The sequence below is a fragment of the Caballeronia sp. SBC1 genome (assembly GCF_011493005.1).
Taxonomy (GTDB): domain Bacteria; phylum Pseudomonadota; class Gammaproteobacteria; order Burkholderiales; family Burkholderiaceae; genus Caballeronia.
Map to the genome: position 1 here is coordinate 96,081 of NZ_CP049160.1, position 23,720 is coordinate 119,800.

Genomic DNA, 23,720 nt, shown 5'->3' on the forward strand with positions numbered 1-23,720 from the left:
ACACTTTGCTTCGGGCCACAATGAAGAAGACCGCGACACCGCGAAAGCCCCTTGCTGCGGGCATTGCCAAGCTTCTGAAGCGGCTTCATTATCCGCTGGATGTGATGCTGCTGTGCGTGCGATGGTATGTGGCTTATTCGCTTAGTCTTCGTGATCTTGAAGAAATGATGGCCGAGCGCGCCATCGGCGTCGATCATTCAACGGTGCATCGGTGGGTCATCAAGTTGGTGCCTCTGTTCGAAAAGACGTTTTGCAAGCACAAACGCCCTGTTGGCAAGAGCTGGCGCATGGATGAAACCTATATCAAGGTCAAAGGCTCGTGGAAATATCTTTATCGCGCCGTAGACAAAGCGGGTAACACTATCGACTTTCTGTTCAGAGCCAAGCGGGACAAGGTTGCTGCCAGGCGTTTTTTTGAAAAGGCAATCGGTCAGAACGGTTCGCCCGAGACGGTGACCATCGACAAAAGCGGTTCTAATCTGGCGGCACTGCATGCGGTGAACGCGGAGCGCGAGACACCCATCAAGGTTCGTCAAGTCAAGTATTTGAACAACATAGTCGAGCAGGACCACCGGGCCATCAAGCGTCGAACTAGACCGATGCTCGGGTTCAAGGACTTTGACTGCGCGCGTGTCATTCTGAGCGGCATCGAAGTCATGCACATGATCAAGAAAGGGCAGATGAAGTGCGCAAACAAAACGCCGCTTTCTGCCGCCAACCAGTTCTACTCCCTCGCTTCATAAGCAATACGTAACAATCGTATTTGCACGGCCATCTTGTCTTACTGCGACAGAACCGTTTAAAGTGATCGAGGCTGCAATCATGGAATCGTGGGAGGCTGTTGGCGTGGTCGCCGAGGGAGAGGAAATAAGAATCTCGGGCTGGAACCCCTGGTCGTTCGACTGGATTCGATCGCCCGAGTTACCTGTTGAGCTGCCTCACCCTCAATATGAATCGCAGCGGCACCTCATGCGGATCTTTACGATCGGGGCTGGAAGTGGGCTCCGTCGTTTTGCTGCGGCAGAGGTCTCCGCGGGCGTGTGGGCTTTCTATCAGCCCACTAAGCGATGAGCTTGTCTGCCGAGGGAACGCGCTGGGGGCGCTGTCGGCCATGTGGAGACCAGCCGAATGCGTTGACAATCGATACGATCTTTAGCCGCGGTTGCGCGAATCGATTACTCCAACACAGATTGATTCCCCGATGCAAGTCATGAAAAACGTACGCGCTGGTACTGCAGTCGGTGGTGTAGTTATGGGCATCCCTGCGACACAGCCTGTAGGTCCTTTATTGCATGCGGATTTGCCGTATCGTGTAAAGGGGTGGCCACAGGCACGCAGACACTCGGTCGTCACGGGCTTGGCGAGGGCTTCATCGGCAACTTCGCCAAGTCCGAAATTCTGTCCGACCCAACCGTTGCACTGGACATTTGAAACAGCCATGGAAAAACTAACTGTCCTTCGACAAGCTGTCCTTCAACTTTTCAAAATTTATCTGAGCACGGATATCCGTCTTTGTGTTGGTTTGGTAGCTGCGTCGCTCTCAGCCGTCGGCTGTTCCTCCTACAACAAGCCTGGCAATCCCATCTTCGCTACAAGTAACTCGCCTTATTCTGCGATCACGGTTGAAGGACACGGCCCTGTAGTCGTGCTCCAATCAGGCGGGGGCAACGCGCAAGGTAGCTGGTCGTCCGTCACGCAAGACCTTGCACCATGTTTCACAGTGGTTACTTTTGATCGCTCCAGCGCTGGACCTGCTCCCGCAGGGGACGCCTCACGAAAACCGGTTCTTGCAGCCGAAGTGGCAAACCGTTTGTTAGAACAACTTCGCGCCAAAGGATTGTTTGGGCCTTACATACTTGTCGGGCATTCTCTTGCAGGGATCTACGTGCAGGCGTTCGCCCGCAATCATCCGGATAGCGTTGCTGGGATCGTACTTGTTGATGCATCCAGCCCCCTTGAGCCGCCCGGAGTTTTTGTCTCAAAGGTTCCGCCGAAATCGGGCACGGTAGACGCTGCCGAGGAAGCCGGCGTTGCCCCGTCCAATGCTGCGCTGCTGTCCGGGCCGCCCCTGCCCCCGGTGCCCTTAATGGTCATTGTAGCTACAGACCATCAGGACACTCCACAACGAGAAGCGCTATGGCGCGATGTACAGCAGCGAACCGCGGCCCAGTCGCTATCGGGTCACTTGTTGGTGGCAAAAAGCGGTCATTTCATTCAGGTAGAGCGACCCGATATTGTGGTTGATGCTATTTTGCAAGTCGCTGCTGCCAGCGGCGTGGATACTGTCGCGTGTCACCGCTGACAGCGAATCATGATGTGGATGGCCCCGTGACCGTCATGATGGCCAATCCATGAAGGTGTTCGATCAGATCCGCGTGCGCTGACGGTTCGTTTCGGCCAGTTTCAGACATTCGACACCTCCGCATAGATCGTCGACAATCGACATGGAAGCGACGTGACTTTTAACTACTTGAGATTTTGACAATCGCCTCATGCTAGAGATACATTCCCCGACTTTGGATGATGCACAGGCACTCCTTGAGTTCGAACTGGAGAACCGGAGCTACTCAACTAATGGAATGGACGCCCCCACCCGAAACTGCATCGATGTGCCAAATCTATGGTCCACCCCATTTTTGCAACCCTGATCTTCGATGGCGAGTTTGGCTTGCCTAAATCTATTCGGCGTCGTTGTGGGGATTGCTCCCCGCGCCACGATGAGATTCGCGCCTGACGATCCTTAACAGTGGATCGGCTTCGAAAAGCCTCTTTGGCACTCAGGTTTTTCGTCGGGCCGGTGTGCCGTTCATGTCATCAATTTTCAGTCGTCGCAAAACCAGTTGGATGATTGGTAAATAATGATAAAGCTGTGCTCGTTCAGAGTGGGTGGCTTGTGAAGCCGGCGTCGAATGTGGTTTGGCGCGCAACAATGGCCCAGGCGGTTCGAGCTAGCTTGTTGGCCAGCGCACACGCCACCACGTTTGAATGCCGCTGCGCGAGCATTGCGCGAACCCAGTCTGCCAGGCGACCGGTTCGTTTCTCTAGGCCTCGCATGTAGGCTCGGGCGCACAGGACAAGCAGGCGCCTGACATTTTTGTCGCCGCGCCGACTGATCCCGAGAAGATTGGTCTTGCCGCCCGTACTGTATTGCCGGGGAACGAGCCCAACCGATGCCGCAAAATCACGACTGCATCCGTACTGCTTTGCGTCGCCCATTTTCGCGGCCAACGCGCTTGCGGTGACCGGGCCAACTCCCGGGATGCTCATCAGGCGCTGTCCAACCTCGTCCTCAGCGAGCTGACGTGCGAGCTCCTGGTCAATCTCACCGATTTGTTCCTCAAGGTACTTGAAGTGCTGGTGGAGGCGTTCGAGAATCGCAACCAGCCGGGGCGGCAATTCCTGCATGGCGAGCACGGCCGGCAGACGTGTGACGGCGGTCTTGCCCACCGGCAGACTGATGCCAAACTCGAGGAGAAAGCCATGCATCTGGTTGACGGTTTTGGTGCGCTCGCGCACCATCGATTCACGCACACGATGCAGCACTGAAAGCGTCTGTTGCGATTCCGTCTTCGGGGTTACGAATCTCATCGCCGGGCGCGACGCAGCTTCGCAGATCGCCTCTGCATCGACGAAATCATTCTTGTTCGACTTGACGAATGGCCTGACGAACTGCGGCGAGATCAGGCGCACCGTGTGCCCGAATTCGGCCAGCTTGCGGGCCATATGATGCGAACCGGCGCAGGCCTCCATAACGACGGTACAGGCATGGAATGTCGCGAAGAATTCGACCAGTTGTTTGCGGCTCATCTTTCTACGGAACACAGCCTTGCCTTTAGCGTCCTGCCCATGAAGGTGAAAGCTGTGTTTGCCCAGATCGATACCAACGAGCGTTACGTTGTCCATGATCGTCTCCAGTTCGCTATGAACACGGCCAGCCTAACCTATCCGGTGGGGCGGGGTGGACCATCCCATTAGTGGAAGTGTCAAAGCAACCACCTGAACGAGGGAAGCGTCCACCATGAAGATTACGACAATTGGCATCGATCTGGCGAAAAGCGTTTTTGCCGTGCACGGCGTAAATGAGCATGGCAGAGAGGTACTGAAGAAAGTGTTGAAACGCGATCAGGTTGCGAAGTTCTTCGCCAATCTGCAGCCCTGTCTGATCGGAATGGAGGCCTGTGGGAGCGCTCATCATTGGGCGCGCAAGCTGCAGGGTTTTGGACACGACGTGCGCCTGATTGCGCCGCAGTTCGTCAAGCCCTACGTGAAGACCAACAAGAACGACGCGGCTGATGCAGAGGCGATCTGTGAGGCGGTGGCGCGGCCCAACATGAGGTTCGTGCCGGTCAAGAACGTAGAGCAGCAAGCCGTGCTGGCACAGCACCGGGTGCGCCAGGGATTCATCAAGGCGCGCACCGCGCAAGCCAATCAGATCCGGGGGTTGCTCGCCGAGTTCGGGCTCATCATTCCGCAAGGCATTGCGAACATCGCCAAGCGAGTACCGGAGCTGCTCGAGGACGCCGCCAATGAGCTACCGGGCTCGTTTCGCCTGCTCGTACAGCGATTGATGGAGCACTTGAAGGAGTTGGACCGCCAGGCTGGTGAAATCGAGGCTCAGATCGTCACGTGGCATCGGGACAACGAACTCAGCCGCAAGCTGGCGGAGGTTCCGGGCATTGGACCGATCACCGCCAGTGCTCTGGTGGCGACGGTGAGCGATGCGAAGAACTTCGACAACGCACGTCAATTGGCAGCGTGGATAGGCCTTGTACCGCGGCAGAACTCCAGCGGCGGCAAGAACGTGCTGCTCGGCATAAGCAAACGCGGAGATACCTATCTTCGAACACTGTTGATCCACGGTGCGCGCTCAGTGATTTGCGCCTTCCAGCGCAAGAAGGACAAGGTCGACGGCTGGCTGGGAGCGCTTCTGGCGCGGAGAAATCCCAATGTGGCGGCCGTTGCGCTGGCCAACAAGAATGCGCGCATCGTGTGGGCACTGCTGGCTCACGACCGCGAGTTCCGGCCCGGCTACACGAGCGCCCAGGCCAGCGCGTAGCTGGGTCGGCCGCCCAAATCTGAAAACAGCAATCAAGCACAGGAGATTCAAACCACCGATTGCTCAGGCGATCAAGCAGTGATGGCAAGACAGGTCAGACCGTGGTCGATCAAACCCGACGCAACCAACGCACGATTGCAGTGCGCCCAACTGATTGGGACTCGACCAGCGGATTCCATCAGGGACAGCCAGGCATGCGCCTGACATTGAAGTCCGGATGCATGGCTGCAATCTATGCCTTCAAACCATCACCAATGAGAGCTTGGCAAACCGGGGGCGTCCATGCATGGTTGCGGGTTTTTTGAGTTGGTCGAATTTGTCTGCCAGCCCCGCCCAGACTGGGTTTATGAGCGTCAGGTAAAAATCGGCTAAAGTTCAGTTTTTTGGACGCATCGAATGACGGGCAAGCCAAGCTGGCAAGCGATTCCGACGAATTTGAGCGAAGCGCAGTTTGAGGAATTTGTCTTGCCACACCTGAGCCGTGGCCGACGCGGGCCGCCACCGAAGCTGTCGCTGCACAAGATCTTCAACTACATCCTGCAGGCGCTCTATATGGGGTGTCAGTGGATGATGCTGCCGATCGACAGCAATGACAAAGGTCACCGCGAAATCCACCACACGCGTATCTACCGGATGATGCGGCGCTGGCAGGCCAATGGCAGCATCGAGCGGATTTTCGCGGGCACGGTGCACCTTCTGCACCAGGACCAACTTCTCGACCTTTCAGTCATTCACGGCGACGGCACGACGACCGCTGCGAAGAAAGGCGGCGACAACCTCGGATATAGCGGGCACAAGCATCTCAAAGGCTGCAAGGTGGTCGCCTTCTGCGACCGCGACTGCAACATCATCGCGCCGTTCGTGACGGCACCGGGCAACCGAAACGAATCGCCGCTGTTGCGTAATGCGATGCCCAAGCTCACCGACATGGCGCGTGCCATCGGCGCGGACCTGCGGGGTTCAACTGTCAGCCTGGATGGCGTCTACGATTGCCGGGACAACCGCCGGGCGATTTTCAATCGTGGCATGACCCCGAACATCCCCGAGAACCCGCGTGGGCGCAAAACACCGAAGCGCGGGCGCAAGCAGCGCTTTGATCCGGCGATCTTCGAGGAGCGCTTCAGGACCATCGAACGCGTCTTTGCCTGGGAAGACAAGTTCCGTCGTCTGCTGCTGCGCTTCGAACGCATCAGTGACGTGCACTACGCGCTAAAGACACTTGCCTATTCGATGATCAATCTGCGGCACTACTGCCAAAACTGACCTCACGCCAGGCTTGGCGTAGCATCGTTGGCGCTCGACTTAGGGTCGCTGATTATGCTCGACCTGTCGATACCTTCATCTTCGCATAACGAAACATATCTCCGCATTCTCGGCGCGCCATACCCAACACCGATTCGCGCCTCTGGCTTGTTCGATCCCTCTCCACGAAATCAGCGTGGAAACTCGCAACCAGTTGTGATCCAAGTAAGGCGGATTGCCAAGTAAAAAATAGCCGCAACATTCGGCATTCTCCGAGCCAGATATGTTGTTCGATGTCCCCCGGCGTCAGACTACTTGTCGTGTTATCTGATTCTTATAGACATGGTCCGGGGGCGGTAAAATCAGGGTGAATGAAAACCTACTCAGCAGAAAGAAAAGAAGCGCTGGTGCGGCGCATGATGCCGCCGGAAAACGCGCTGGTTTCGGCGCTGTCCAGAGAAACGAGAATTACCGAAAAGACGTTGTACACGTGGCGCCGACAGGCGAAAGGACAAGGGTTGGCTGTGCCGCGCGATGGGAAGAATCCCGAGGGATGGTCTTCGGAGGGAAAGTTTGCAGTAGTGCTGGAAACCGCGCCGCTCAATGCAGCGGAGTTGGCCGAGTATTGCCGTCGAAAAGGTCTTTATCCAGAACAGATATCCGCCTGGCGAGCCGCTTGCCGTTCGGCCAATGCGAATGTCACGGAGCAGGCACGCGAGCAGCGCCATCAGTCGATGGACGACAAGAAGCGCATCCAGCAGCTCGAGAAGGAATTGCAGCGCAAGGAGAAAGCGTTGGCGGAAGCGGCTGCGCTGCTGATTCTGAGAAAAAAACCCCAGGCGATTTGGGGAGACAAAGAGGACGATTGATCAACGTCCCGGATCGCCTGTTATGTATATCGTTGATACGCGAGGCGGCGCAGTCAGGCTGTCGGCTCGAGAAGGCTTGCGACGAGCTGGGCATGAGCCTGCGTACATTCCAGCGCTGGGTGTGTGACGGTTAGCCGGCCGCGTCTGAGTAATGACAACCCGTACGCAGAGTCGCTGTTCCGCACCTGCAAGTACCGGCCCGACTATCAGCGCAGGCCGTTCGGCAGCGTGGATGAGGCCCGGGCCTGGACCCAGAGGTTCGTGCGTTGGTACAACCACGAGCACAAACATAGCGGCCTGAAATTCGTCACGCCGGCGCAGCGTCACAACGGCGTAGCCGCCGCAGTGCTCGCGCAGCGTGAAGCAGTTTATGCAGAGGCCAGGGAGCGCAATCCACGGCGTTGGTCCCGATCGACGCGTAATTGGGAATTGAAGGATGAAGTCTGGCTCAATCCGGAGCGCATGCAGCCGGAAGAACTAAAGCAGTTTGCTTGAAGTGACACGACAAGTACGTTGACAGCCGCCGATGTCGACTTGTGTGGCGTTTTGTTTCGTATCTCGATTCCTATCAAATAGGGAACTGCGGTGCGAAGCCACAGGACTTCGCACATGCATCAATTCATCCAGTGTTAGAAAGCTTGCCAATTTGCGTCGGCTTTGCCGATCAATGGCCGTGCCAGGATCTTCTTTCCTGAAGTGGGGCCGCTTTTCGATGACATAGGACGGCGAACCTGTGTACTTGCTTTCGCCATCTCCGGCACTAGCTCTGCGTGTGATTGATGCAGCCTGAACGTTGAAACCAGCTCGTTCAGCGTCGAGGACTGCGCAGCCATGGATTGAGCCGCTGCGGACGCTTCTTCCACGAGTGCGGCGTTTTGCTGAGTGACTTCGTCCATTTGCATCACTGCTTGGTTGACTTGCTCAATACCCGTGTGTTGTTCGCTTGATGCGGCGGTAATTTCACCCATGAGGTCCGTCACGCGCTTGACCGAGACGACGACCTCGTTGATTGTGGTGCCAGCTTCATCGACAAGAGCTGACCCGGCTTTGACGCGTTCGACCGACTGCCCAATCAGGTCTTTGATTTCTTTGGCAGCCGAAGCGCTTCGTTGTGCGAGCGTACGAACTTCACCTGCTACGACCGCAAAGCCCCGGCCTTGTTCACCGGCTCTTGCGGCTTCGACTGCTGCGTTCAACGCAAGAATATTCGTCTGGAAGGCTATTCCCTCAATGACCGTGATGATCTCGGCAACCTTCTCAGAACTGGTCGTAATTTCGCGCATCGTGTGAACGACTCGACCTACAACTTCTCCGCCGCGCGTGGCGACATCTGAAGCGCTCAGTGCAAGCCGGTTTCCCTGTGCGGCATTTTCCGCGTTTTGCTTAACAGTGGTCGTCAGCTCTTCCATGCTCGCCGCAGTTTCCTCAAGCGAGGCAGCTTGCTCTTCGGTACGCTGGCTGAGATCGGTGTTGCCTGCTGCAATCTCGGCGGACCCGGTCGCAATGCTTTCGCTACTGCTACGCACCCGGCCCACAACCTCTGCAAGGCCATTATTCATTTCACGAAGCGCGGCGAGCAATTGACTCGTTTCGTCTTTACCGGTGACGGTAATTTGTGTCGTCAAATCACCTTTTGCGATGGTCTGCGCAATCAATACTGCCTGTCGAATAGGTGAAACAATAGACCGTGTGATAAGAAAGGCGATAGTTGTGCCGAGCAGCAGGGCACTGACGCAGATACCCAAAAGCAGATTTCTCTGACTGTTGTAGTCCTCCGTCGATTCCTCAATTTTTTGTGCGGTACGAGCGTTTGTGTACTCTTGGTACTCCTCCGTGGCTTTAACCAATGCCGCAAGAAGGGGACGGCATTCGTTGTTCATTTTGATGATCGCTTCGTCGCGCTTGTGCTCAAGGGCAAGTCGGACGATGTCTCGCGCCACCGGCCCATAGGCGCTTTCAACATGATCGATCGAGGCGGCAAGATTCCGCCATTTTTCAGAGACGTCGGGACTGTTGGCGATCATCTCGTCGAATTTTTGCAAGCGCGATTTCACGTCCTCATCGGCGTTCAAAACTGAGGCCTTTTCCAGTTCCAAGTCTGCTTCACCGGTCACAAGTACCAGGTTGCGGGCCGCTATCGCTCGGCGATCAATGGCTGTCCTAACGCTTTCAGACATTTTGGCTCTGGCGTCGAGGCCATTGACATAGCTTGAAAAGCGGTCGTTGGCGCTGCTTAACGATTTCAACGAGAGTCCGGAGACGATCATGACCAGCAGCGTCAGGATGCCGAATGCCCAGGCAAGTTTCGCGCGAACCGTAAAATTGTGGAGAGTCATTTGTATTTTGTTTCGGTTGTTACAGCGTTTGATGGCTCTTGATTGACTGCTCGATTTTGCGTCCGCGATTCCCTACGCTTGCGCACTAAGTTGTTTAACGGCCAGATAAAACGTTACTGCATAAAATTTTATATATTGTTTTTGTCCGCATAGCGAGCTATATGGGGCGCTTAAATTCCCGGCCCCTATCAGCATGAGCGGGCGTGATTTCAGAATTCGGACTAAAAGGCATTTCATGTGCCCGAAGACCCTTACTGGGAAAGGATAGGGGCGTCCGCGACACGGCACCCCAAGGTCATCAGGTGCGAACTATAAGAGCCTATTAATCCTGATTGTGTACCGCAGCTATCGTACGGAAGTGTCCGAATCTTTCACCCAAGCTATCTTGGTATCCGAAGCTACTTGAATCGGATAAGAACTAAAAAAAGCAATAGATCGCTACCCTCGTACGTCGCCATTTATTGATGCAGATCAAATTATTGCTAATTCCACCTGCTCCGGCACTCTTTTTTTCGAAGTTGCATTCAGTATTGGGCGATAGCGCCTTTATCAAGCTTACCGTTGATCAGCATACGTTGAATATCCGGAGAATCGATGGTCAGAGGACTCACTCGAAAACGCGATTAGTGGTAAATCCAAAAACCTGAGAATATTTATGACTATCAGGAAGCGACTCATCTTCACGCTGGGTGTCGCGCTGTTCGCTTTGTTTGTGGCGGGTAGCTTCGGTCTTTGGCGGCTTAGCCTGGCACAGCAGCGGTTTGACTACGTCCAGGTCAATATTATCCCCGGTGTCAAAGAGCTCAACGATACTAGAACAGCACCAGCGCCCTGCGAAGGTTTTCCTATGGATATCTTATCAGTACCGATGTCGCAGATTTCTCATAGTTTGGAATATGGACCGGTTAATTTCGGTTTTCGGACCTGTTTATGACGTTCTCTTGCGCATTTTTGGTTCACTGCGGCTGCAACGCACGGAGTTGTCCCAAGGTGCGCATGCGCACGACGAGGTTGTACGCGGCCATCGTCAGCACGAACATCTGATCGACCTTTTTCAAGCCGCGCACCATCACCTGGCGCATACCGCCGATGCTCTTGGCCCAGCCGAAACCCTGTTCGATGAGCTTGCGCTTTTGCTGGGAAACCGCGTAGCCCGCACTCTGGGCGATTGACTCGGGCACCGCCGACTGGCGGCCCGACTTGTTTTGCGCCACGTGAGGCGTGATGTTCATTGCTTTGCAGGCCTCTATGAACTCTGGCGTCATAGCCTTTGTCTGCCCCGAGTGTGATCTCGCGCGTCGGGTCGTCAAGCGCCTGGCGGGCATCGTCGATCATTACTTTGGCCGCTTCGCGCTCGGCGTAGCCGTCGGCCAGCGTCACCACGGCGCTGGCGATCAGCCCATGGCGGTTGTCGCTCAACGTGTGGCCCATGTAGCGTAGCTCGCATGGCCGTTTTGCCCTTACGATACAGCCGCGAATCCGGGTCGCTCTTCGATTCATGCGTCTCATTGCTGCGCGTCTCGCCCTTGAAGCTCCCACCGTCTTCGCTGTCCTGATCATCGTCGCGGCGCACAAAGCTTTTATGACCGGCCCATGCTTGAATCAATGTGCCATCGACGCTGAAGTGCTCACCGGAAAGCCAGCACTTGTTCTCGGCAATGCCCACAACCTCGCGATCCGCCACCAGCACCGCCTGCGCCTGCGCCCCCACCACCACCACCACCGCCGCCGCCGCCTGCCTGCGCGTATGCACCACCCGATAAACCAAGAACCAGTGCTGATACCAGAATCTTCTTCGTCGTGATTTTCATTGCAGCCTCCGAAGGCATTATTTGAGAGCGTTGCGAAAGTATGTTTTCGCTACTCCGTGATTCAATGACGCAAGTGCCGTGCCGCTAAATTCGAAAATGTAAAACCGAACCCCCAGGCGGCGAAAGCCCCGTTCGACGAAGGATGTTGTGTTTCAGCGTCAAATTCGAATGAGTAAGAATGCGTTCGAATTCATGCAGCACTTTCTCCATCCAGAATCAGCCGGCCACGTCACAACGGTGACAAGACCTCGTCAGGACGTCCTCCCGTGGTCCGAAGGCTTGCCACCGCCAAAAGGTACAAATCACCTTATAGCCACAATGCGGTTTTCGATTCCATGACCCTTGTTCGCCAATGAACGCGCCTCCCCAGTGCTGCTTCCGGAATAGTCTACTAGCTCGGTGGTACCTACCCAGGGAGATACCTATCGCCCGATTTGAATCGGCGTCCCGCTACTGCAAGCGACGTTGTGTGGAAGCACCGTCGATCGGTGCGTCGACCCGCGGCTTCAGCTTTTCCTGAGGTCGCACTGTGTAGCATCGCGCTCGCCATCTTGTCGTCGATGAGAAAACCCATCGTGATCCATGCGATCGTAACGGGAGCTTTGACCGGGACCGCGACGAGCTGATAGGGTCGCCCGCCGATCATGCCAATTGACGATGCATCGCCGTTGCGCTGGGCTGCATGGATCAGCGTGGGAAAGGGGAAGGTCGCACCTTCGAGCGCGGGGCCATTACTGTCGGCGACTAATTTGCCGTCAAGGTCCAAGAGCATCACGATATCCGCATTGACGCGGTCGCCATGGTTCTTGAGCGCGGAGGCCACGGTGTTTCGTCGTGTGTGGCGACCGGCTGACGAAAGGCGAAATCGGCGGCGCGTTCGGTTCGGTCATCCGGTAGTGCCACACCGTCACCTTGTAGCTATCAGCCGGCAGGTTATCGATGTCCGCGTGACCGTTCGCATCCGTCTTGGCGAAGTAAGGCGTATCAACGAGAAGCAGATAGGCGACCATCGTGTCGTGAATATTGCAGCCCATCACCACGAGACCAGGATTGTCGAACACCACCGGTTTCGCGGGAATACCGTGGTACAGGTTCAGTTCGAAGCGCTTGGCAGGCGAGAACGAATAGACGTCGTGTTCGATGTTGTCCTTGTTCGGGAACGTAATGGCGGCGCCGGTCTGTGCAACTGAGACAAGCGGTACGAATTGCCGCTTGATCTGGTCGATGACTGCACCGGGCGGCTTGGTCGCCGGCAGCTTCCCGCTCTCCGGCATGGCGTAGACAATGGCGTCCTTGACCGGCGCACCGAGCTGGTCAGTGACTTGCACGCGCACACTGGCGGCGTTTGCGCCGATGAACGGGAAGCTCGACGCGCAGAAAAGAAGCGCTGAACCTATCTGTTTGCTGAGTCGCATTCGACTGTTTTCCCGCTGAAGCGTTTTCGCATAAGTGCGTGGCACGCCAGCAGGTTTATCGGCGTTTCGCTGAAAAACTTTAGTCGCATGCATACACAGCGGTACGTAGATGTTTTTGCCTATTCGCGATCCTGAATGTCTCGGTACATGGGTGCGAGCTTCGCTAGCAACTTGTTTTGCGAGTGGAACGGCACACCGTTCTTGTCCATTGCCTGTTGGAGGTCTTCGACCAATGCATCGAACGCCGCGCGATCGATGTTCTGGCCTTCGTGGGTTCGCTTCATCGTGCGGCCGGTGTATTGGCAGGGGCCACCCAATAGCACGCAAAATTGCTCGACGAGCTTCTCCTTGATGCGCCGGATCGGTGCATTCTCGAAATACGGCGCGGTGCGCGGATCGGCAAGCAGGTTCGTGTACAGATCGGCGGTGATCTTGACGAGGCCGGGCTTCTCACCGAACGTGCGATAGAGCGAATCGTCCGCATACGCGCCTGCACTCATCAGTACTAGCAGGACGAGGGCTGCGAGCCGCGCGCCCCGAAGCAGTGTTTTTTTCAACTTCATGTGCATTAGAACCCCACTTGCAATGAAATGTAGGCGCCGCGCTGATTCTTGAAGGTTGCGATATCGCCCAACGCGACGTAAGCAGCCGTCAACGAGACGTGTTTGGTCGGCGCCCAGGCAACGAAAGCGTCGTAGGCATTCTGTTCGCGCGCGAAGCTGAGATTATCGGGCTTGGTGCGGTATTCGCCGCCGATGGCAAGAGACTTCGAGAGCATGTAAGCGGCCGACGCTTCGAATTCGGCGCGATATGCATTCGACTTGTCGCCGCCAAATCCGAGCAAGCCGAACTGGTTAGCCTTGGTGAATCGAAGGGTGCCGTTGAGCAACACGCTTTGCTCCAGCAGCAGTTTCGTGGCCGACAAATAGAAATCAGTACCGGAATTGCTGGCAGCGCCCACCGCGTTGACGATGTCGCCCTGCTCGTTGTGCTTGAACTGGATGCCGGCCGCGACTTGGGGCACCCACGTGTCTTGATCGAGCACGGCGTCGCCTATGAGTCGAACCTTCATGCCGAAGATGTCCTGATTGAACTTGAAGTTCGAGCCAAGGCCGAGCTTCGCTCCGGCGTCGCGCGTGTCGAAGGTCTGGCGTGCGAGCGAAAACTCGACGCGGTTCGCGACGCCCACGGCAACCCCATACGTCGACTGCGCGAAATCCTGCGTTCTGACATAGGTGCCGTGAGCATTGCCACCGAGTTGCGAGGCGGTTCCATAGCCACCGATCACGGCCCACGGAGTGAGGCCGCCGCCTGCGGCGCCTTCGATCTCGGATACGCCACCTGTGAGCAGGAGCTTACCGCCGGTAGTTGGTTCGTCCGCCACTGCTGGGCAGGAAATTAACGCGGACGCGGCCAAGGCCAGGCAGGATGATCTTTTTCTACGTTGCATGCGTTATCGGGCCTGTTATAGGCACAAAGCGGGTTGGTTGTATGCTCCTGTTTTAAAACACCGCCGATTCAGCCAGTTCTCCCGTAAAGCCGAAGGCGACGTGACGGTTTGAGAAAATCAGGTACTTGTTCAGTGTTGTCTTAATATTGATATATCGGCGATTGAAGTCGCAACTTTAGAGGAGCAAGCTGTTGATCTCGAAGCTGGTTGACGCCGTGGAACGGGACGACTATCTCGACCTGGCTCTGATCATCAAGGCGAAATTGTTGCAGGTCAGCCTGACGAGCATCGCGCGGATGCTGGGTAATACGCGTTTGCATATCGATGGGCAGCGCAAATGCTGCAAGGACGTTGGCTCGGACATCCGAATCAGCATCACGGCGCGTATCGATCACGTGATCAATGCCGTAACTCGCCGCCCGTTGATGCAAAAGCGTCAACTTGCACATATCACCGCAGGCTCGGCAATTGAAGTTCGGCCCCGATGTGCGCGCTTTTGCAATCGCCTTAAGACCGTGCCCGCGATTCCTTACTGAAATTGTCGTGCCGACTCCTCCACGTAGACAGGTCTATTGCGGGCAACTTTGAGCCACGCGAATCGCAGCGACAGACTTTCCGATTCAGGCTCACACGACCGCTCACCAGTCAAACGTGTGAGATTTTGTTGGATTGACCGACCCAGTCGCGTAGTTATTCTTAAAATCCATCAGATAAATAATTTCATCATTTGATAAGTAAAACTAACGAAAATTGTCTTTCATGGAAGAATTTAATTCCGCGCAAACCTTTGCGCGTCGCTCGCATAGTTTTTGTTCATCCCCAGTAATAGTGCCGCTGGCCGTAATAACGATTGCATAGGTGAGACGTGCTTGTTTGCGCTGCCTTCTGGTGCTCGGCGCCCATGCCATCATGGCCAATCTCGGCAACAAGCCAGATCGTTGCAGTCGATGGATGAGAAAGCCATGCCGAACGCCGCAGTTACTGGCGAACGGCCGTTGCCTTCTCAGCCAAGAACGCCCGGATGGCATGGGCGGTTTTGAGGTATGGCGAGACATTCAGGTTTGAGGCTCTGCCGCTGTAAGCACGAATACCTTTAAGTCTCCTCCAGCAGGGAGAGATAGATCGGGAAAGGGGGGTGTCGCGCTAGGGCTGCACGAGTAAAATCCAGGCAGACATTTTCCTGAAGTGAAGCGTGATATGAAGGTCAGGTGAGGAACAACGGTATTACCCGAACCGCTGTCCATCAATTCTATTCGTTGGTGGCATAAGGACTCTTTGCCATCGCCGAATCTTCTTACCTCGCCGGCCTTATCGCGACCCAACCAACGTTGGCGGTTGATTGGCTACGTATGTAAAAGAAATCGTTCTTACAGTCGAAAGATACCCCCGTCAGAGTTTTCCTTAGAAAAAATAAGGTCTGTTCGATGTTAGGATGAAATCCTCTCAGGTTCGACATTTCCCCGGAACCGAACCTTTATGGCCGACGCCTCAGACGCGTCGGCTTTTTTTATGTGACCGCCGTCATGGTGTTGTCGCTGACTAACATCTACGCCCGGAAGAAGCCTGAAGGTAAAGGTAGCAACTAGGTACGAATTGGTTGAAACGTGGACGGTCAGTCTATCGAAGAGCGGATACGAAAATGGGCATACGCGCTCTGGCTCGCAGATGGCGCCTTGGAGGGCTGCTCGGACGACTTTTGGTGTCAAGCGCGTGAAACCCTCGAGGACGAGATAGTGAATGGGCAACTGAACGGTAAGCTTGGTGAAATGTAGGGCTGTTAAGCACCAAGCTAGCCTGTAAATTGCCCGACCGGGCAGCTTAGCTGCTACGCAGTCGCGCCATCCGGGCACTTTTGAATTCGCAAGTTACGGGCACGGACAAATTTCCGCCTTCATCTTTCTGTGTGAACTGTCACCTTCACAGTCTGGTTATCGGCGGCCCCGGATAGAATGCTGCTCGAGGGGCGCAGCCCGCGGCCCGTCGCATGCATGGTTTCATCCAATGCAGGCGCGCTTTGATCACGGGGGACACGTGTCAAGCACGGTTCGTAGATTGGAAGCAAAGGCATCCCGGTGGACGCATCGAGGATTATGGCTTGTCGCTAGCTTGATGCTGCTCACGGCTTTCGCTGGTGCCTATGGGACACAGAGCCTTTTCAGTAGTGAGTCTGCAATCGATGACTCGCATCATCTCAATCTTGGATTGGAACGCCTGCTTTCATTGCTCCGGGATGCCGAAACGGGCCAACGCGGCTTCGTCATCACTGGTCGAGAAAGCTATTTGGAACCGTACTTCGACGCTACACCGAAAATTAGCGCGCAACTCGACGCGATCAAACTGCTGGTCCAAAACGACAACCGCCAACGTCAGCGGTTGGGCGATCTACGGTTCACCGTCGACGAGAAGCTTGCCGAAGTCGGTCGAGTAATTATGGCCCGCCGCACCGGCGGTTTTGACGCGGCCAAGGCAATGGTGCAGAGCGACAAAGGTAAGTTGCTGATGGATCGTGCGCGTCTGGTCGTGGCCGATATGGAAAAAACGGCCGACGACGAGCTCACCGTGCGGCGTGGCCGTGCGCGGCATACCCGTGATTTCGCGATCGTCGTCGCGATCGTCTCGGCTGCGCTGACAGTGCTTATGGCCGTGTCTTTCGCCTATTGGCTGCGACGTCTGACGCGCGTCAGAATCAGGGTGATCGGCCAATTGCATGACCGCAAACAGTTGCTTCGCGTGACGCTCGCCAGCATTGGTGATGGTGTCGTGACCACCGATGTTTCAGGCCGGGTCACTTTTATGAACGCGGTCGCCCGATCATTGGCGGGATGGGAAAGCGCTAACGCAACTGGCTTGCCTATCGAGGACGTGCTTGTGCTCGTCAACGAAACCAGCCGGGCGACTGTCGCAAATCCTACAAGAACCGCTTTGGCGGAACGTCGGTCGGTCGCGCTTGCCAATCACACGATGTTGATAACGCGAGCCGGAGTAGAAGTCCACATCGACGATAGTGCAGCGCCGATCCTTGATATTGCTGGAAATCTGGTCGGCTCAGTTCTGGTTTTCCGCGATGTCGGCCTTCGCAAACAATACGAGGACGAGCTTCGCGAAAGCGACCGGCGGAAAAGCGAGTTTTTGGCCGTTATGTCACACGAACTGCGCAACCCGATTGCGGCAATTCGAAGTGCGCTGGAAGTGCTAAACCGCGTGGACAATGATCCACGCCACCTAGAGCGCCTACTTGCCCTGATGGACCGCCAGGTGCTCCATATGACACGCTTGATTGACGACTTGCTCGACGTGGCACGGGTATCTAAAGGCGCGTTGGATTTGAAAATGGAGCGGGTCGATATCCACGCGTTGATCGCTAGCTCCGTCGAAACGGCTCAGGCCGTGCTCGACAAGCGACGCAATGCGCTCGCTGTCAAGTTACCGCCGGAGCCTATATCCGTGCAGGGCGACGCTGCCAGACTATGTCAGGCGGTGGCCAATATTCTGACGAATGCATCGAAGTATTCCGATATGGGGTCGCCCATTACATTGGCCGTCTCTGTCGTCCACGGCGAAGTGCTCATTACCGTTTGCGATAAAGGGATTGGGTTTTCTCCGGAAGACGCGGAACGGATATTTGACATGTTCGCGCAAGTCGATCGATCAAGTGATCTTTCAAAAGAAGGTCTGGGCATTGGATTATCGCTCGCTCGGCAGATCGCCCTGCTTCACGGCGGGCGCATAGTCGCAAATAGCGCTGGACGCGGGCTTGGCAGCGAATTTACGATCCACCTCCCAGAAGATAAAACCGGGCCAATATCGGTCCAGATGCCACCGCAAACGGAATTCACTCCGGGTCGAGAACAAGGGCTTCGGGTCTTGGTGGCTGATGACAACGAAGACGCGGCCGATGCGCTGGCTACCCTATTGCGACTCAGCGGCTTCGATGTCACCGTTGCACATGATGGAGAGCAGGCGGCCCGGTTCTCAAGTGACATGCATCCCGATATCGTGCTCCTCGACATCGGGATGCCAAAACTAACCGGCTATGAGGTCGCCAAGCGCATCAGGTCAGAAACGTGGGCCGTCCGCCCGATTTTGATTGCTATTACTGGCTGGGGCCAACCAGAAGATCGGCGACAGACCCATGAAGTCGGCTTTGACGTACATTTCACGAAGCCAATTGACTTCGTGAGATTGCACCATGCGATCGTCGATTCCATATCCCGAGTCCGGGGGCATCCGACGTAAGATTCGGTTCGTACGCGGTTGACCCAAATTTTTCGCCGCGGGCATAAGCGTGCTCGTATTGCGAAACTTGCAATATTTGAAATTAGCCCGCGCGTCCCGATTAAGTTCTCCGATCGACGACTGCCGCGCTTTATGGCGCTTCCGGTGGGTTACTATGCAGCAAACTACGAGCGACCCATGTCCATCGAAAAACGAGAGGGCCCCCGAATCGTCGCGACTCTTGCGCTGCGCGTCGGACGAAGCACAAATTCAACACAAATCGCCGACGCCGTCGCTCAGATATGGAGCGAGGCCGCGGCCGCGTTAACTCCTATCCTTGGACAAGAAGGCGTCGCCGCACTGCTTAAACGAAGTTTGTTTCTTTCCGGATCCACGTATGCGTGGCTGTCGATCACGCCAAAAGGCGCTAACAAGTCAATCGACCTGGACATGCTCAAATCGCTCATCGCAGGTCGTACGGCGGAAGAAGCAACGGCCGGCAGTACTGCTCTATTGCTGCAGTTTTATGGATTGCTGACCAACCTAATCGGCCCATCTCTCGCCGACCGAATACTCGAGTCGGCCTGGGTCAACCCATCGAGCGGCGAGACCGCGCAGGACCACTCGTTATGAATGCCAAAGTGAAAATTAACCGCTTGGCGACCGGTGTCCCGGGATTGGATGAGGTGCTTGGCGGCGGTCTTCCGGAATTCTCTTTCAATTTGGTTGCCGGTCCCCCCGGCTGTGGTAAGACCACGCTCGCGCACCAAATTATGTTCGCTCTTGCGACGCCCGAGCGCCCAGCGCTCTATCTCACAGTGCTCGGTGAACCACCGCTGAAGATGTTGCGTTACCAGCAGCAGTACGATTTTTTCGACAACGAGGCGATCAATCGCTCCGTACACTTCGTCAATTTGGGGGACGATACCCAAGCGGGCAACCTTGACCAGGTGTTAAACCGCATTGTCGCGGAGGTCGAAGCCCACTCCCCCGCGTTGGTGTTCATCGACTCGTTTCGCTCCGTTGTGCTTTCCGGCACGGCCCCAACCGATCCGCCGAACGACTTACAACAGTTTATGCAGCGACTGGGCATGATCATGACCAGTTGGCAGGCGACAACGTTTTTGATTGGTGAATATTTCACCGAGATCGACACAAATCCGGTCTTCACGGTGGCGGACGGTTTGATCTGGCTGCGCCAGAGCGTGCAGCGCAATTCCATGGTTCGCAAATTAGAGATCATGAAACTGCGTGGCCAGGCGACGCTGCCAGGTCTTCATTCTTTTCGCATCACCAACGCCGGCATCAACGTGTTTCCTCCCGCAGGCGCCGCGCTCCTAAAGGCAAGCGAGCCGGACGGAGTAGAGGTTGTCCGCGTTCCTCTAGGCGTACCGCGTCTTGATGAGATGCTAGGGGGTGGTCTTCCACGCGGGTATTCACTCCTCGTGGCCGGCCCCTCGGGATCGGGGAAAAGCATTCTCGCAACGGCTTTCCTCGCAGAGGGCGCTCGCCTGGGCGAAAACGGTGTATTTGCCGCGTTCGAACAGCGTCGACACCGGCCGCGAAGCGGAGCCTTGACGGATCTGATCGAATCAGATCGGGTAGGACTGGTGGATAGTCGCGCTCCTGATCTTTCCATCGACGAAGTGGTCGTTTTGCTCCGAACTCAGATCCGCCGGCTCAAGGCGACACGGGTGGTGATTGATTCGCTGTCCGGGTTCGAGCTCGCCTTGGCACCCACTTTCCGTGAGGACTTCCGGGAATCGCTTTTTCAGCTCGTTTCCGCGCTTGCCGCCGAGGGCGTCACAGTGCTGCTGACATCCGAATTGGAAGACCGGTATTCCGATCTCCGTTTCAGCCCCTATGGCACCGCGTTCCTCACCGACGCCATCATCGTGCAACGCTATATCGAAGTCGGGAGCCGCTTGCGACGCTTGATGGCCGTGGTAAAGGTCCGGGCGAGCGGACATTCCGACGAGTTGCGCGAATACACCATCGATGACAGCGGAATTTGCGTTGGGGAGATGCTGCCCGACCAAGAGGGGTTGCTCGGTGGCCGACCCACGCTCAAACGGCGAAGCGATGATTCAAGATGGAATGCCGCCCCTCGTAATCAGGACGGTAGTCCATAAGGACACGGTCGTGATCGGACCTGACGAGACAAAAGACGATGCGACCATCGCGGCCGCCATCGAGCTAGCGGACCTGCGCAAGCAGGTCGGTGAGACGCGAGCCGAGCTATTGCGATTGCGTCGGGCCGTGGCCACCGCCAAAATCAGCTTGGGAACCCTCCATGCGAGCGATCAGCTCCGCGAAGCGAACGGCAAGCTCGTCATTGCAACCCTGCAGGCACAATCCGATTCTGATACCGCAACCCGGACACTGGGTGAAGTATCAAGGGCGAACGAAATTGATGCGCTAACAGGCCTTCCGAACCGCGCCGTCTTATTCAAAAGACTAGTCCGCGCAAGCGCGGAAATGAAGGCCCAGAACCGGCAACTGGCAGTCCTGTTCATCGACTTGAACGGATTCAAGCAGGTCAATGACACACGTGGCCATGCAGTCGGAGACCAGGTCTTAAAGCGCGCGGCGCTGTGTCTGATCGCATCGACCAGAGCGACGGACTTTGTTTCCCGCTACGGCGGAGACGAGTTTCTTGTGCTGCTCAACGACATATCGCGCAGCGACGCCGCTATTGCTGCCAGCCGAATCGTTGAGGCCCTGACTTTTCCTGTCCGGGTCGGGGACGACGAGTTGTGGCTCACGGCGAGTGTTGGCATCAGCATTTATCCGGACGACGCCGAGGAGGCCGAATCCCTGGTAGATTGCGCGGACACCGCGATGTACCGCGCGAAACGAATCGGCCAGGGAAACGGTGGCTACGCATTCCACGTTGAAGAACCGGCCACCATTGAGGAGTCGCGCGCTCGCGTTGAATTGACTTTGAAGCGCGCAACCGAATTTGACCTTGCGGCGATACAGCCCGCACACTACCTTGATCTGAAAGAGGCGAACGAACAGCTGGTGATCGCAGCAATCGGCGCACAAGAGCTACGCGCTGCTGCCGAGGTAGCCTTAAAGCGACAGAATGAATTCCTCGCCGTGGTAGCACATGAACTGCGCAATCCCCTTTCTCCAATTCTCGCTGCAGCACAATCTCTGGGTCGGGCGGGAACGAATGAACCGCTCGCGCCACGAGCGCAAATCATTATCGAGCGACAGGTAGCCCACATGTCGAGGTTGGTGAACGATCTGCTCGATATGTCACGGGTAACCACCGGGAGGTTTAATCTCGAGCGCCATATCGTCGAGTTAGACCAAGTTGTTGCTGCAGCGATCGATACCTGTGGGCATGTTATTAGTGCGCGGTCTCAAGAATTAACGGTATACCGGCCCTCGTGTGAACTGAAGATCGACGGCGACGCTGCGCGCCTGACTCAGGTGTTGATCAACCTGCTGGACAATGCGTCGAAGTACACTCCGCAAGGCGGGGTAATTAAGCTGGTGGTTGCGGTCGATAAAACGGACATCGTTTTAACGCTTTCCGACACGGGGATTGGAATTACAGCTGACGCACTGCCTCACGTCTTTGAGCCGTTTCTGCAAGATACCCATGCAATCGCTTTTAACAATGCGGGCCTCGGAATCGGATTGACGGTAGTTCGTGAACTTGTCGTGGCCCACGGCGGTAGCGTGACCGCCCACAGCGCTGGGAGCGGCTTGGGAAGTTGCTTCATCGTTACGCTTCCGGTTGCCCATCAGTCGTGACGGACTGATTCGATTCCGCCAACAAGCGTAACAAGGCGTCGCCATCGGCTGGCTTTACCAGGTAGCAATCAAAGCCGGCGTCTTTCGCTCGGCCTCGGATTAGCGCGTCTCCGTATCCCGACAGCGCAATGGAGAACGGCATTTTATGTCGCCCCTGGGCGCGAAGCCTTTGCATAAGCTCGATTCCGTCCATGCCTGGCAAGCCGATGTCGCAAATCATGACGTCAAAGGTGTTACCAACGGCCGTCAAAAAACCCGTCTCTCCATCGCCCGCTACGCTTACCGAGTGTCCTTCAAGTTCAAGGAACGTGCTCATCGCCTCTCTCGCATCAACATTGTCTTCCACCAACAAAACGCGGCGAGTTCTTGAAAGAGAAGCACATTGCGGCTCGACGTGATCGGCCCCCTGCGCGCGATTGTAGGCTGGCAGGGTTACCGTAAAGATACTACCGAGATTTAATCCATCGCTATGCGCTTCGACCGTACCTTTGTGTAGGTGGACAAGATTGCGCACGATATTAAGCCCGATACCCAAACCACCTTCCGATCGGGCCAGGGGACGTGGACCTTGGGTAAAAAGGTCGAATATCGACGGCAAAAGTTCAGCAGCAATACCGACTCCGTTGTCGCTCACCTTCACGACAACATTGTCCCCGACCAACTCTGCGGCAAGTGTGATTTCTTCCCGATCACGCGTGAATTTGGATGCGTTGATCAAAAGGTTCGAAAAGATCTGGGCCAGGCGTACCGGATCGCCACTGATAACAATAGGCTCGCCAGGAAGGCAAATCTTTAGTTTCTGACCATGTTCATGTAGCAAAAGTTGAACAGTTTCTACCGCACGGTCGAAGACTTCGGTGAGCACGACAGGTTGAACGAGAAGCGTCACTTTGCCGCTATTTATCCGAGCGGCGTCTAGAAGGTCGTCGAGCAGCCGGGCCATGTGAACGGCCTGCCGACTGATGATTTGCTGAAGCCTGAGCAGTTGAGGTGACGCGCCCGAAATCTTTCCGAGCATTGTCGCCGCGGTAGTGATCGGCCCCAATGGATTGCGCAGTTCGTGCGCCAACATCGAGAGATATTCTTGCTGCTTGCGATTCATCACCTCAGCTTCGTCTTGCAGAGACTGAGCGTTAAGCGTTGCTATCACCAAGTTTTGATTCGCATCGCGTAATTGCGTCACCAACTCTTTGAGTGCGTTTTTTTCCTTCGCCGCCTCGCGGAGTGCGGCCACCTCTTCGACGAGGACGCCCATCCGCAGTCGCATCTGTTCAACAGTCAGATCAGCCGCGACATTGACCTTGTTGATCTTGTTCCGTTGCCTAGGGCGAGCTACGTTTCCGCCTTCAATTTTCGACATCGGCTATCCACGCAGTTCGTTCAATTCTCGCTGGCCATAGGTCAATTGCGCCTATGTGCGTTCGCGGTCTGCGAATGCGGAACATGCCAACGCTCTCAGCAGATGTTGGCAGGCCGAACGCATTGCGTCCGGAGCAAGAAATCACGGACAACGGCACGACATTTCCGGGGAAAACTTTATTGCTCATGGTGCTATCCC

At 55.9% G+C, this 23,720-nt stretch carries 19 protein-coding genes and 3 pseudogenes; 13 read left to right on the top strand and 9 right to left on the bottom strand.

The window, feature by feature from the left end; genetic code table 11:
• Positions 1-20 precede the first annotated feature (20 nt).
• Both SBC1_RS38715 and SBC1_RS38720 read left to right on the top strand, forming a co-directional pair.
• Positions 21-743, top strand: coding sequence for an IS6 family transposase (locus SBC1_RS38715; RefSeq protein WP_165989399.1), 723 nt, complete (start codon positions 21-23; stop codon positions 741-743).
• A gap of 695 nt (positions 744-1,438) precedes the next feature.
• A complete protein-coding gene (locus SBC1_RS38720; protein ID WP_165989401.1) occupies positions 1,439-2,302 on the top strand; it encodes an alpha/beta fold hydrolase in 864 nt (287 codons plus the stop codon).
• Between the two features lie 575 nt (positions 2,303-2,877).
• Here the strand turns inward: SBC1_RS38720 and SBC1_RS38725 are convergent.
• A complete protein-coding gene (locus SBC1_RS38725) occupies positions 2,878-3,903 on the bottom strand; it encodes an IS110 family transposase (RefSeq protein WP_165989403.1) in 1,026 nt (341 codons plus the stop codon).
• Between the two features lie 115 nt (positions 3,904-4,018).
• Between SBC1_RS38725 and SBC1_RS38730 the strand changes: the two genes are divergently transcribed.
• The 3 genes and pseudogenes from SBC1_RS38730 to SBC1_RS38740 all read left to right on the top strand — a co-directional run bounded on the left by SBC1_RS38730 (position 4,019) and on the right by SBC1_RS38740 (position 7,662).
• Positions 4,019-5,056, top strand: a complete 1,038-nt coding sequence (locus SBC1_RS38730; protein ID WP_165989405.1) for an IS110 family transposase — start codon at positions 4,019-4,021, stop codon at positions 5,054-5,056.
• Positions 5,057-5,452: 396 nt separating this feature from the next.
• A complete protein-coding gene (locus SBC1_RS38735) occupies positions 5,453-6,319 on the top strand; it encodes an IS5 family transposase (protein ID WP_165989407.1) in 867 nt (288 codons plus the stop codon).
• Positions 6,320-6,669: 350 nt separating this feature from the next.
• Positions 6,670-7,662: pseudogene (locus SBC1_RS38740) on the top strand (transposase).
• A 134-nt stretch (positions 7,663-7,796) separates the two neighbouring features.
• Here the strand turns inward: SBC1_RS38740 and SBC1_RS38745 are convergent.
• Positions 7,797-9,503, bottom strand: a complete 1,707-nt coding sequence (locus tag SBC1_RS38745; RefSeq protein ID WP_165989408.1) for a methyl-accepting chemotaxis protein — start codon at positions 9,501-9,503, stop codon at positions 7,797-7,799.
• Between the two features lie 655 nt (positions 9,504-10,158).
• Here SBC1_RS38745 and SBC1_RS38750 point away from each other — a divergent pair.
• On the top strand, positions 10,159-10,437 hold the full coding sequence (locus SBC1_RS38750; protein ID WP_165989410.1) for a hypothetical protein: 279 nt from the start codon (positions 10,159-10,161) through the stop codon (positions 10,435-10,437).
• 22 nt (positions 10,438-10,459) lie between these two features.
• Here the strand turns inward: SBC1_RS38750 and SBC1_RS38755 are convergent.
• The 6 genes and pseudogenes from SBC1_RS38755 to SBC1_RS38780 all read right to left on the bottom strand — a co-directional run.
• A pseudogene (locus SBC1_RS38755) lies at positions 10,460-11,175 on the bottom strand (IS5 family transposase); the annotation flags it as partial.
• Complete coding sequence (locus tag SBC1_RS38760) at positions 11,132-11,314, bottom strand: bacteriocin microcin (protein WP_165989249.1); 183 nt, start codon at positions 11,312-11,314, stop codon at positions 11,132-11,134. The pseudogene SBC1_RS38755 and the gene SBC1_RS38760, both read right to left, overlap by 44 nt.
• Positions 11,315-11,720: 406 nt before the next feature.
• A complete protein-coding gene (locus SBC1_RS38765) occupies positions 11,721-12,086 on the bottom strand; it encodes a hypothetical protein (RefSeq protein WP_371826778.1) in 366 nt (121 codons plus the stop codon).
• Positions 12,070-12,729 (bottom strand): methylamine utilization protein, encoded by a 660-nt coding sequence (locus tag SBC1_RS38770; RefSeq protein ID WP_243830347.1) that lies wholly within the window; start codon positions 12,727-12,729, stop codon positions 12,070-12,072. Before SBC1_RS38770 ends, SBC1_RS38765 begins: the two co-directional genes overlap by 17 nt.
• A gap of 119 nt (positions 12,730-12,848) precedes the next feature.
• Positions 12,849-13,292 carry a group 1 truncated hemoglobin gene (locus SBC1_RS38775; protein ID WP_165989412.1) on the bottom strand — a complete coding sequence of 148 codons (444 nt, stop codon included), beginning with the start codon at positions 13,290-13,292 and terminating at the stop codon, positions 12,849-12,851.
• 5 nt (positions 13,293-13,297) lie between these two features.
• Positions 13,298-14,179, bottom strand: a complete 882-nt coding sequence (locus SBC1_RS38780; RefSeq protein WP_165989414.1) for a DUF3034 family protein — start codon at positions 14,177-14,179, stop codon at positions 13,298-13,300.
• A 191-nt stretch (positions 14,180-14,370) separates the two neighbouring features.
• Here SBC1_RS38780 and SBC1_RS38785 point away from each other — a divergent pair, with 191 nt between their 5' ends.
• From SBC1_RS38785 to SBC1_RS38810, 7 genes and pseudogenes are all read left to right on the top strand, one after another.
• Positions 14,371-14,715, top strand: a complete 345-nt coding sequence (locus SBC1_RS38785) for a hypothetical protein (protein WP_165989416.1) — start codon at positions 14,371-14,373, stop codon at positions 14,713-14,715.
• Positions 14,716-15,046: 331 nt separating this feature from the next.
• Positions 15,047-15,260: pseudogene (locus tag SBC1_RS40375) on the top strand (IS110 family transposase); the annotation flags it as partial.
• A gap of 523 nt (positions 15,261-15,783) precedes the next feature.
• Positions 15,784-15,951 (top strand): DUF2934 domain-containing protein, encoded by a 168-nt coding sequence (locus SBC1_RS38790; RefSeq protein WP_165989418.1) that lies wholly within the window; start codon positions 15,784-15,786, stop codon positions 15,949-15,951.
• A 337-nt stretch (positions 15,952-16,288) separates the two neighbouring features.
• Positions 16,289-18,415 carry a CHASE3 domain-containing protein gene (locus SBC1_RS38795; RefSeq protein WP_243830353.1) on the top strand — a complete coding sequence of 709 codons (2,127 nt, stop codon included), beginning with the start codon at positions 16,289-16,291 and terminating at the stop codon, positions 18,413-18,415.
• 177 nt (positions 18,416-18,592) lie between these two features.
• Positions 18,593-19,027 carry a hypothetical protein gene (locus SBC1_RS38800; RefSeq protein ID WP_165989423.1) on the top strand — a complete coding sequence of 145 codons (435 nt, stop codon included), beginning with the start codon at positions 18,593-18,595 and terminating at the stop codon, positions 19,025-19,027.
• Positions 19,024-20,526, top strand: coding sequence for an ATPase domain-containing protein (locus tag SBC1_RS38805; protein ID WP_165989425.1), 1,503 nt, complete (start codon positions 19,024-19,026; stop codon positions 20,524-20,526). The genes SBC1_RS38800 and SBC1_RS38805 overlap by 4 nt, the downstream gene beginning before the upstream one ends.
• 10 nt (positions 20,527-20,536) lie before the next feature.
• Positions 20,537-22,162 (top strand): diguanylate cyclase domain-containing protein, encoded by a 1,626-nt coding sequence (locus tag SBC1_RS38810; protein WP_165989435.1) that lies wholly within the window; start codon positions 20,537-20,539, stop codon positions 22,160-22,162.
• Here SBC1_RS38810 and SBC1_RS38815 read toward each other — a convergent pair.
• Entirely contained in the window at positions 22,134-23,522 is a 1,389-nt protein-coding gene (locus tag SBC1_RS38815; RefSeq protein WP_165989436.1) for a hybrid sensor histidine kinase/response regulator, read from the bottom strand. The two genes, SBC1_RS38810 and SBC1_RS38815, sit on opposite strands and share 29 nt — an antisense overlap.
• Positions 23,523-23,720 lie beyond the last annotated feature (198 nt).